Annotated in this window: 12 protein-coding genes and 2 pseudogenes; 4 read left to right on the plus strand and 10 right to left on the minus strand. The window is 41.8% G+C overall.

Translation table 11 applies throughout. From position 1 onward, the window contains the following. Positions 1–9: 9 nt before the first annotated feature. From yqeK to C1T29_RS14555, 6 genes are read right to left on the minus strand one after another with little or no spacing between them, the layout of a single operon-like run. On the minus strand, positions 10–570 hold the full coding sequence (gene yqeK, locus C1T29_RS14530) for a bis(5'-nucleosyl)-tetraphosphatase (symmetrical) YqeK (RefSeq protein ID WP_103749554.1): 561 nt from the start codon (positions 568–570) through the stop codon (positions 10–12). Beyond that, on the minus strand, positions 560–1,129 hold the full coding sequence (locus C1T29_RS14535) for a nicotinate-nucleotide adenylyltransferase (RefSeq protein ID WP_014477393.1): 570 nt from the start codon (positions 1,127–1,129) through the stop codon (positions 560–562). The genes yqeK and C1T29_RS14535 overlap by 11 nt, the downstream gene beginning before the upstream one ends. A gap of 11 nt (positions 1,130–1,140) precedes the next feature. Continuing rightward, positions 1,141–1,431 carry a ribosome assembly RNA-binding protein YhbY gene (gene yhbY / locus C1T29_RS14540; protein ID WP_014664674.1) on the minus strand — a complete coding sequence of 97 codons (291 nt, stop codon included), beginning with the start codon at positions 1,429–1,431 and terminating at the stop codon, positions 1,141–1,143. Next, entirely contained in the window at positions 1,425–2,267 is an 843-nt protein-coding gene (gene aroE, locus C1T29_RS14545; protein ID WP_103749553.1) for a shikimate dehydrogenase, read from the minus strand. The genes yhbY and aroE overlap by 7 nt, the downstream gene beginning before the upstream one ends. A gap of 17 nt (positions 2,268–2,284) precedes the next feature. Further along, a complete protein-coding gene (yqeH, locus tag C1T29_RS14550) occupies positions 2,285–3,385 on the minus strand; it encodes a ribosome biogenesis GTPase YqeH (RefSeq protein ID WP_095431727.1) in 1,101 nt (366 codons plus the stop codon). A 3-nt stretch (positions 3,386–3,388) separates the two neighbouring features. Then, positions 3,389–3,907 carry a YqeG family HAD IIIA-type phosphatase gene (locus tag C1T29_RS14555; protein ID WP_003226126.1) on the minus strand — a complete coding sequence of 173 codons (519 nt, stop codon included), beginning with the start codon at positions 3,905–3,907 and terminating at the stop codon, positions 3,389–3,391. Between the two features lie 361 nt (positions 3,908–4,268). Between C1T29_RS14555 and C1T29_RS14560 the strand changes: the two genes are divergently transcribed. Continuing rightward, positions 4,269–4,409 (plus strand): sporulation histidine kinase inhibitor Sda, encoded by a 141-nt coding sequence (locus C1T29_RS14560; protein ID WP_003226124.1) that lies wholly within the window; start codon positions 4,269–4,271, stop codon positions 4,407–4,409. A 305-nt stretch (positions 4,410–4,714) separates the two neighbouring features. Here the strand turns inward: C1T29_RS14560 and C1T29_RS14565 are convergent, their stop codons facing one another. After that, positions 4,715–5,446: an SGNH/GDSL hydrolase family protein gene (locus tag C1T29_RS14565; protein ID WP_014664678.1), complete on the minus strand. Its 732-nt coding sequence runs from the start codon at positions 5,444–5,446 to the stop codon at positions 4,715–4,717. 432 nt (positions 5,447–5,878) lie between these two features. Here C1T29_RS14565 and C1T29_RS14570 point away from each other — a divergent pair, with 432 nt between their 5' ends. Beyond that, positions 5,879–6,505, plus strand: coding sequence for a TVP38/TMEM64 family protein (locus tag C1T29_RS14570; RefSeq protein ID WP_103749552.1), 627 nt, complete (start codon positions 5,879–5,881; stop codon positions 6,503–6,505). Positions 6,506–6,619: 114 nt separating this feature from the next. Here the strand turns inward: C1T29_RS14570 and C1T29_RS14575 are convergent. Then, positions 6,620–6,935: pseudogene (locus C1T29_RS14575) on the minus strand (NAD(P)-binding domain-containing protein); the annotation flags it as partial. A gap of 264 nt (positions 6,936–7,199) precedes the next feature. Between C1T29_RS14575 and C1T29_RS14580 the strand changes: the two are divergent. Then, the gene (locus tag C1T29_RS14580) at positions 7,200–7,922 is read left to right on the plus strand and encodes a YqeB family protein (RefSeq protein WP_103749691.1); all 723 of its coding nucleotides are present in this window, start codon (positions 7,200–7,202) and stop codon (positions 7,920–7,922) included. A 32-nt stretch (positions 7,923–7,954) separates the two neighbouring features. Here the strand turns inward: C1T29_RS14580 and nucB are convergent, their stop codons facing one another. Beyond that, the gene (nucB, locus tag C1T29_RS14585) at positions 7,955–8,365 is read right to left on the minus strand and encodes a sporulation-specific Dnase NucB (protein WP_069149902.1); all 411 of its coding nucleotides are present in this window, start codon (positions 8,363–8,365) and stop codon (positions 7,955–7,957) included. Positions 8,366–8,561: 196 nt separating this feature from the next. On the opposite strand from nucB, the pseudogene C1T29_RS14590 reads away from it, so the two are divergent. Next, positions 8,562–8,909 (plus strand): annotated as a pseudogene (locus tag C1T29_RS14590) (sigma-70 family RNA polymerase sigma factor); the annotation flags it as partial. A 30-nt stretch (positions 8,910–8,939) separates the two neighbouring features. On the opposite strand, the gene spoIVCA reads toward C1T29_RS14590, so the two are convergent. Then, a complete protein-coding gene (gene spoIVCA / locus C1T29_RS14595) occupies positions 8,940–10,442 on the minus strand; it encodes a site-specific DNA recombinase SpoIVCA (protein WP_103750592.1) in 1,503 nt (500 codons plus the stop codon). Positions 10,443–10,502: the final 60 nt, after the last annotated feature.

The following is a 10,502-nucleotide window of genomic DNA, read 5'->3' on the forward strand; positions in this document are numbered from 1 at the left end:
TCCTCCTGTTCAGTTGCCAGACACAAGCCAGTTATATGTTAAAAATGTGTCTGGAAAAACCGGTTGATTTTTTTTCATAAGAAAAACCATTGTATTTTTAATGGACTGAATCAGCGCTTGATTCAAATCAGTCTCAGCAAGCTTACGCACCTCATCGACACCGGGAAATGCCCGATTAGGCTCAATGTAATCGGCAACGTAAATGACTTTTTCTAAAAGTGTCATGCCAGGGCGCCCTGAGGTATGATACCTGATGGCGTGAAGAATGTCTTCATCTTGGACACCCGCTTCTCTTTGGACCAAATACGCGCCGACCGGAGCGTGCCAGAGCTCCGGATTATGATCCAATAAATGCGCAGGCATTTTTTCTCGCGCAATAATTTGTTTCATTTCTTCTTTTGGGCGGAATTTGGCATAATCATGAAAGATCGCCGCTGTTTCCGCTTTTTTAGAATCGGCTCCAAAACGCTCCGCAAGTTCGATCGCCGTGTTCATCACGCCAATCGTGTGGATATATCGGTGTTCGGTCAATTGCTGCTTCACGCATGCAAGTGCCTCCTCACGATTCATATAAACCATTCTCCTCTACATACTTCTTCACTTTATCAGGGATTAAGTAGTCAGTGGGCTTCTTGCTTTTAAACCGTTCCCTTATCATAGTTGATGATACCTCAAATTCCGGAACGTCTGCAAAGAGAAGCGGATAAGGGGTTTCAACATGAAAACCGGGGCGCTTTACTCCAATAAATTGAATGAGGTTCAGCAGCTCGTCCAGCTTATACCATTTCGGCAAATATTCAATCATATCAGCACCGATAATAAAGAACAGCTGATCATTTGGATAACGCTGCTTCAATAAAGAAACGGTATCAAAGGTATATGATGGCCCTTCTCTTTCCATTTCAACAAGCTCCAGCTTAAAGGACGGATTGGATTGAATCGCAAGCTTCAGCATTTCCACGCGATGAAAGCTGTCGGTATAGTCTTCGTCCTGTTTATGCGGCGGAATTTGATTGGGCATAAACCAAATTTCATCAAGCCCCGCCTGGTACAGCACCTCATTCGCCATTAAGAGGTGACCATTATGCGGAGGATCAAACGTGCCTCCGAAAATTCCGATTTTCTTCATTTCAACCACCTTTAAGGAAGCTCGATTTGTTTATTTTCCTTTGATTCCTTATATAACACAATTGTATTGCCGATTGTCTGCACCAATTGAGAGCGGCTTCCTTTTACAAGAGCGTCCGCCACATCATTTTTATCCTCTTCGCAATTCTGGAGAACACTGACTTTAATCAGCTCTCTCGCTTCAAGTGCCTCAGCAATTTGTTTAATCATGTTGTCGTTTACTCCGCCTTTACCTACTTGAAAAATCGGCGTTAAATGATGCGCTTTTGAACGCAAAAAACGTTTTTGTTTACCTGTTAACATTCTGTTCCTCCTAATTTTCCTATTACAATTGATCTCATTTTTTCAATATCAGGCTCTTGTCCAGTCCATAATTGAAAGGATAATGCCGCCTGTTCAACAAACATGCCCACACCATCGAGTGTTTTTAAGCCTTTTTGGCTTGCTTCTTTTAAAAGGGCCGTCTGAATTGGATTATACACGATATCACATACGACAGCACTGCTTGCGGCACGCTGTAATGAAAGCGGCACTTCGTCCACGTTCGGATACATGCCCACTGACGTTGTATGGATAATCACATCATACTGCTCAAGACGTTCTTCTGCTTCTTTTAAGCTTAACACTTCTTTATTGTGAAACGAGGGAGTGGATTCTGTAAGCCGCTTTGCTTTTTCCAGCGTCCGGTTGCAAATGTCAAATTTTTTCGGACTATTACGGACAATTGTTGTAAAGATGGCTCTCGCCGCTCCGCCCGCGCCGATCATTAAAAATGACAGTTCAGAGATGGGCTTGTCTAATACCTTCATTAATGACTTCACAAAGCCTTCCCCGTCGGTATTGTATCCGACAAGATTGTCTCCCTCTCTTCTGACCGTGTTTACGGCACCAAGCACTTTTGCACTCTCATCAATATGATCCAAATAATCCATAATAGAAACCTTGTGCGGGACAGTCACATTGATTCCTTGTACGCCTAGAGCTTTTATTCCCTTTACCGCATCCTCCAGATCATTCTCTTCCACCTTGAAGGCATGATAATGCCCGTCAAGCCCAAGATCTTTCAATGATGCGTTATGAATATCAGGTGACATGGAATGGCCAATCGGATTTCCGATAACCCCGTACAGCTTTTTCATACTCCTCTCCCCTTTTCTTAAATTAATGAGCGCCGAACAAATACATGAACGCCTTTTGGAGCGTATGCAGTTACCTTTTTATCGGCGTCATGGACAGTAACCCAGCCTAACCCAGAGAAAACGATATCTGTCTTTTTGTCTTTTATCGTAAACGTATGGGCGACCAATTCCGGAAACTCATCCATTTCATCTTTACCCGGAGGCGTGAGCAATTCCCCTGCATGCTTTTCATAAAGCGCATCTGCATTTTCAAGTTTTGTTCTATGAATCATCAGCTCATTTGGCATATAGCAAATAAAAGGAGATCTTTCCCCAGACACATAATCGAACCTTGCAAGTCCGCCAAAATACAGTGTTTGCTGATCATTAAGCTGGAAAGTGCGAGGCTTCAGCTCTTTTTTAGGGGATAGTATTTTCAGATCCTTCTTATTGACAAAATGCGCCATTTGATGGTTGTTGATAATTCCCGGAGTATCATAAAGCGCTGAGCCGTCATCCAGCGGAATTTCAATCGCATCAAGGGTTGTGCCAGGAAATTGGGATGTTGTAATAATATCTTCTTCACCTGACACTTCTTTAATAATCCGGTTAATAAAGGTGGACTTCCCTACATTTGTACATCCGACAACATAGACATCTTTGCCGTTGCGGTAATGCTCAATCGCATCAATGACTTCTTTGATTCCCTGGCCGCGTCCCGCACTGACCAAAAATACGTCAACAGGTTTTAAGCCAAGCTCTTTCGCTTCACGTTTCATCCATTGGATCAGACGCTCTCTTTTCAGTGACTTAGGCAAAATATCCGCTTTATTGCCAACTAATAAGATAGGGTTCCCCCCCACCAAGCGCTGCAGCCCATTAATCCAGCTGCCGTTAAAATCAAAAATATCAACTATTTTTACGACAAGAGAGTCCGTTTCCCCAATACCGTGAAGGATGTTCAAAAAATCATCATCCGTTAAGGAAACGTCTTGTATTTCATTGTAGTTTTTCAGTCTGAAGCAACGCTGGCAAATCACATTTTCTTTCGTAAGCGATGCAGGCGGAGCGTACCCCAGACCTGTTTTGTCCTCGGTTTGGATTGCAACTCCGCATCCGATACAAACAACCTTTTCCATTTCTTACTCCTCCCACTGAATGTGCCCTTTTCGTTTGAGAGCACTCAGTATTCTGCGTTCAACCTGGCGATTAAAGCGCGTAATGAATCCGTCAGAGGAAGCGACAGGCACGACCAAAATCGTATGGTAGCCGTTTCGGTTTCCCCCAAGTACGTCGGTCAGCAGCTGGTCTCCGATGACAACGCAGTCCTCTTTTTTCAGCTCCATATTGCGCACCGCTCTATTAAAGGCTTTACCCATCGGTTTTCTTGCTTTATAAATGAATGGGATTCCAAGCGGTTCAGAGAAAAGTTTCACTCTTCTTTCATTATTATTAGAGACGATTGTCACTTTAATGCCGTGTTCCTTCATTTCTTCAAACCACTCGATCAAGCGCGGCGTCGCGTTCGGCCTGTCCCATTCAACAAGCGTATTATCCAGATCAGTAATAATCCCTTTTACATTTCGTTCCTTTAATTTTTCAGGTGTAATATGAAAAATATTTTTTACAAACTCGTCAGGTAAAAAAAACTTTTTTAACAAAACCCGCACCCTTCCCTTTTCTTTCTCCTTAATATGATTGTCGAAAAAAATCGAACTTGCGCCTAAAGAAGAACTGAGCAAAAAAATTTCGACAAAAATTGGGTTTCTTCACCAGGTGTGGATAAATTTACACACACTATCCACTCTTATTACATCACTCTTTAGACAAATTATAAACACGATACTCACAAGTTATCCACTTTTTGGTGTGGATAACAGAACGATTGTTCTTATATTCATTTCATGGTAGATTAAAGATAACTTCAACCTCAGATAAACGCAACTTATCATTATATGCGTTAAGATCATGAATGATTCCAACTTTTAAGGAGGTGCCTCTCCCATTAATTGGGTTCCTAGCATGAGAAAACTGTCTGATGAATTACTAATAGAATCTTATTTCAAAGCCACCGAGATGAATTTAAACCGTGACTTTATCGAGTTAATTGAAAACGAAATAAAAAGAAGATCGCTCGGACATATTATTTCCGTATCTTCTTAATAAGAATTTGTCTATTTTTTCCGGGCGTATTTCCTTTTTTTACTCAGATGACTGATATTATATCACTTCGGCTGCGCGCTTTACTACTATTTTCAGCAAAAAACACCCCTAAAAAGAGGTGTTTTAAAGGGCTGGTTATTATGCTAACCAGTATATGCCGCCCACAACCAGGAGAACAACAACTAAAACAACAATAAAAGCGTATCCATATGCTCTGCCTGCGCCATACATGTGAAGCGCCTCCTTAATAAGGTTTTATAACAGCCTATGTAGGAGAAATAAATCGGACTAGGCGGTTGTCCGGCTCAACGCTGCAGAATCTGCCCATCTTGTATTCCTTCATATACGATCCTTGCCCCTTTAGGTGTCATATGATTGCCTGAAGGATCTATAAGACCGGATTGGATAAGCGCTTCATCAGTTGCTTTTCCGCCGTCTGCTTCTATAAAATGCTTCCAGTTATCTACAAGAGGGACATTCAGGCGCTTCGACACATCTCTTGTAATATCGTTGTATGAGTCGTGCCATTTCCTTGCTCCGCCTTTTGGTTCAAAAGCAGCTGCTTTATATCTGGAATAATAAAACAGATGATGCTTCCCATTACCTTCTATAATTGGGATACACGTCATTAAGATTGGCTTGATCCCGTGTTTTCTGCTTTCTTCAATAAAATAAACCAGATTTTCTCTAAAACGCTGCTTCGACACTCTCGGTTTTCCCTCAGTCAGTATGGCGGCGTCATTTGTGCCGAACATAATAAACAAATACTTCGGTTTTTGATCCAGCACATCTGTCTGAAACCGAAGACGGGCATCCTCTGTCGTCTGTCCTCCGATTCCCGCATTGAGTATATCAAGGTTACCGCGTTCAGCTGTTTTAAGTATATTGACCCACTGCTGTGCTTTTGGATAATCGCGATAATCCCAATTAGAGCCACGCGTATTGCTGTCACCAAATGCTACAACGTCTTCGTATCCCATTCCCTCGCACCCTGCTGTAACGAACAACAGAAGGAAAAGGATGATAAAATGTTTCATCTTTACACCCCCAAAAGCCTCACCTTAATGTTATACCTCTGTTTCTCTTCGTTCAACGAAGAGTTTTTTCGCTAACACTGTTTTTTCCTATAGTTAACGTGTCCCCCTCAGTGAATATCATTCTGCTTTCATTGCGGCGCAGCAGATGACTTTTTATTTTTAAATTCCCTTCTCTCTAATCTGAAAAACACACAAACCAAAGGAAATAAATACGCTAAGATACAGCTTATCCCTTAAGGTTATGGTTACCCTTTCTATCTCCCCTATGTTAAGAAAACAGAGAGATAGACGGACAGCCTTTTTTATGAACTAAAAAGAATTGTGTTCTCAACCTGGTTTTCAGTTGAACCGCTGAAATGGCACCAGTTATACTAATTTAGATGACGGAGGTTTTGGCTCCTGACATCACCTAAGTTGGGAGTGACCATAGACATGTTAAAAAAAGTAATAGGTATACTTGTGATTATCGCTATCATTGCAGTCGGTTTTTTTCAGAAAGAAGCTTGGCTTGATGCAATCAAAGCAGGAGGGATGTTTTCCGTTTTATTTAGTATGCTGCTGATTGCTGCCGATGTTTTTTTCCCAATAGTGCCGTTTGCTTTGGTTGCTGCTTTAAATGGCGCAGTGTTCGGGACTGCAAATGGAATTTGGATTACACTGACCGGCTCAATGCTTGGTACTATATTGCTGTTTTTTCTCGCCAGGTACAGTTTTAGAGATTGGGCCAGAAAAAAAGTTCAGGCCTATCCTGCCATACAGAGCTACGAGGCTTCCTTCAACAAAAACGCTTTTACCGCTGTTTTATTAGGAAGGCTGATACCGATCATACCTTCCCTTATAATGAACGTGATCTGCGGACTGAGTCAGGTTCGCTGGCATGTTTTTTTCTTTGCATCTTTCATAGGGAAAATCCCCAATATTGTTGTTGTCACCATTGCAGGTGCCAACTTCACCAGCAATAAATTATTGTCTATCAGCATTTACGGTGCGTATATTCTGATCATCATGCTGGTCATATATAAAAAGTTCCCTCATCTTCTGAAGGTGCCAAAAAAATAAGGAGGCTTGTTCGCCCCCCTTACTTTTTTTCCGTCGCATGGCCTCCAAATTCATTTCGAAGAGCAGCGACATGCGACCACAGGAGTTGCGGTCTGCAGATCAAGCGCGGCTCCCGACGGCGGTGTCCCGAAAAAACAGTTCTACAATCTCCCATGCTTTATGATCACACCCCACCATAAAACAGGCTCCATGCCATGCGCCTTCATTCCGCCCGCCGTACCGGCATCGAGATAATGGATACCGCTTCTTTCATTTAATTGTAGCGGTGATCGATTCTTTTTAATGAGAGTTTCCAGCTTCGATAATCATATCGACTTTTCTTAATAAAGGTCAAACATCACGCAAAACTGCCCCACCAACCTTGATTTATATCATATCCAACCGCTTGATGATTGCGGCCTATGAATTGCTTTCCTATATTTATGCCCATTTTCCCTAAGCCGATTAATCCGATTTCATGCCTATTCCTCCTGATTGTCAAAAGCCTTTACTTTTTATGTTCCCTTTGTATTTGATACGCAGGAAAATAAATGAAACTACATCTTCTGCCCATTTTAATATGTTTTTCATGACCGGCTGTACCTGCCAGTTCCATTTCGGAACCCTCTTAAATCCATAATTTTTACTTTATCCTTGATTTACCATCTCGTTGAGTTAAAATATGGGAAGAGAATTTTCAGTAAAAGAAGGTGTCATGTTGCAGAATCAATCTCATACTCTTATTGGTGTTACGAAAACCGCTATATTCTTTTTATACGCTGCATTTGCAATGATCGGTCTTACCATCGGGTATTTTATCCCGCAGATTGCGGAATGGGCATTATCCCTTCCGTGGATTCCTTTTGAAGGACCGCTTCGGCTCATCACCTCTTTTCAGGGATCAACAGCTGCATTTATCACTGCTCTTCTCGGTATGTGTGCGGGGATTTGGTTCGCTCATTCTGTTAGTGCAATGCTGCTGTCTGTCAAGATTACAGATCACACAGTGGAATTCATGAAAGGAAAAAAAGTGCAAACAATTCATTCCGGTGACATCGCTCTCGTATTTATGGATCACAAACGGCTTGTCCTCCTAGGAACAGCCGGATATGAATTGGTACGGGAAGAAATTGATGAAAAACCAGTAAACGTTGAGAAGGCCTTTAGACAGCATCATTACGAATGGGCAGCAGATGGTGATCCGTTTACAGATCAATTTCGCCGATGGATTCCTGATGCACCTGACCTATCGCAAGGCGCCCATGCCTTATTAAAAGCTCGTCACAAAGCGCTGGAGGACGAACAAAAAGACGATATTGAAGAATTCCGTCTCGAACTGGCACAGCTGGGCATTGTTGTACGGGACGAAGGCACACGCCAATATTGGCGAAAAGCAGAAACCTATCCCCCGAACATTCAGCACGGCGAAGGGTTGTAACAACAGAGGCTCAAGAAAGAGCCTCTTCTTTACTACTGCACAATAAACAGCACTCTGGTGCCGTCAGGATAGCTGCTCATTTGATTCCCTACCCATGAGCCGGCCCCGCGATTATCAGAAGGCGTCACATATCGGACATCAGCTCCTGCACCGCCTTCCTCGCAAACCGCCATCGGCCATTCATCCCGGTCATAGCCCGGCTTCGTCGGGATACCCTTTAATGATTCCTCCCGCCTTTTGTCTGCTCCATCTCTATCAATGGTGCAAATCTCAGAATGTCCCTCTGCAATCGCATCTCTAATATGATCGCCTGTTTCCGGATAACGAGACAGCGGAAAATATAACACTTTGTCATACAAAGAAGCGCCTTGGATCTGCTGCGGAACCATTACACAAAGAAGAACTGCTGCAGCAAGAAACAGGCCTGCCATCCATTTTTTCATTCCCATCCCCCCATACATTTGTTCATTTCAATGTATGGGCGCATGATAAAAATTATTGTTAACATTTGAAGTTAATATGCTGTTTACAAAAGCCCAGGCTCCCCTGCGAGAAATTTCCCGGTACAGACACAGACAGCCTCCCGCCCACATACATTTACATATAGGCTTTTGCCTACATACTTTTGTGGAGGTGACGATGGTGACAGGTGTTTTCGCAGCGCTCGGCTTTGTTGTTAAAGAGCTTGTCTTTTTAGTATCTTACGTGAAAAACAATGCCTTTCCACAACCGCTCTCAAGCAGCGAGGAAAAAAAATACTTAGAGCTCATGGCTAAAGGGGATGAACATGCCAGAAACATGCTGATTGAGCATAATCTTCGCTTGGTCGCCCATATTGTGAAAAAATTTGAAAATACAGGTGAGGATGCAGAGGACTTAATCTCCATCGGAACGATCGGGCTGATTAAAGGAATTGAAAGCTATTCCGCTGGTAAAGGGACAAAGCTGGCGACGTATGCTGCGAGGTGTATTGAAAATGAGATTGTAATTACAAAAGGGGGGTGCATACACCCCTCTTTAATACGTTTCAATATATATGGTGTCAGAATCCACAATGGTAACTTCTTTCACGATAAAGTTAACAATTGTTTTTTTATCTTCAAGAGTTAAGTTATCTGCACCGATTGATTGAAAGTAGTCGATGGCTCTCTTTAGAGCATTTTCACTTGAGCTTGTATCATCTAGGACTTTCATTTTTGATTGAATTTCGTTACACTTTTCAGTAAGCTGGTTTTGCTTTTTTTGCAGTTCAATAATTTGTGCTTTGATTTCATCAATATCTAAATCATCGTCATCGCTTAGGCTGATTAGCGTTAAAAGACGCTTACGGCCTTTTTTTGTTTTCTCTATCTCTTTTTGAATAAGTTCTAATTCGTCAGATAGGTGATTTGATTGTTCAATCTCTTTAAAAGACGCATACTTTTGAGGATTTGTGATGAATTTAAAAATCTCACCCCATACATGCCGGTTTAATTTATTCTCAGACATTTCTTTTCCGCAACCGCGGTCCTTTGCTCCAGAATAATTTTTCCGGCAAGTATACACATAGTAGTCTTTACCGTGTGATTTTCTTTTCTTCCCTGTCATGGTATTTCCGCATTTCCCGCATCTAACCAAACCCGATAACAAGTAATTGTGAGGGCTAATACTCAAGTGTTTTCTTTTACTTTGACCTAAGAGTTCTTGAGCATAATCCCATTGTTCAGCTGGAACAATTGCTGGAATTGCCACAGTGATTTGCTCTTCTTCAGGCCTTATTTTAATTATAGATTTGTTTCCTGCCTGTTTTGAAACATAAGAACCCTCAGTGTCATATTTATACTGCTTATGTTCACCCTTATAAGAAGAGTTCATTAATATCTGTCGAACAACCTGCCTGTGCCATACTTTGGCGCCTTTTTTTGTTTTAACTCCCATTTGGGTTAAATGTAGAGCGATACCATTTACTCTGCCAAAAAAAGGGCTCTTATGATCAGTGAAGTAGTTGAAAATCATCCGAATAATTTTTGCTTCCTCTTCTAATATCTCAAGAGTTCTTTTCTCTTTAACAAATTTATAGCCATATAGTTTGGAATCTTTAATAATCATGCCTTTTTTCATTTTTTGAAGTCGGCCGCTTGATGTCCGTTCTTTGATTTTGGCTTTTTCAAATTCTGAGATTGCTCCACGCATTGCGAAAAATAATTGACCTTCTGGAGAATTGGCGTATTCACCATTTACAAAAATCAAGGGTATATTTCGCTTTCGCAGTTCATCATCAATGATAAGCTGATTCATTAATTTCCGAGAAAGACGGTCAGGATCGTAGCAGATGACTTGACTTATAAGTCCCTTGCTTGCATCCTCCCTCAAGCGATTCAAAGCCGGCCGTTCTAAAAGTTCTCCAGAAAATCCTTCATCGGCATACTTCAGCACATCCTTAGTCCCTGCTTTCTTTATGCAGGCCTCGATCTGGCTGTCGATGCTCGATCCCTTGATCGCTTGTTCCTCGGTCGATACCCTTACATATATTGCTATCACCCTGGATCTCCTTCCTATAAAGTTTTATTAAATAATGATAGCAATCGTTAATGCATTTGT

This window comes from Bacillus sp. MBGLi79, assembly GCF_002953915.1.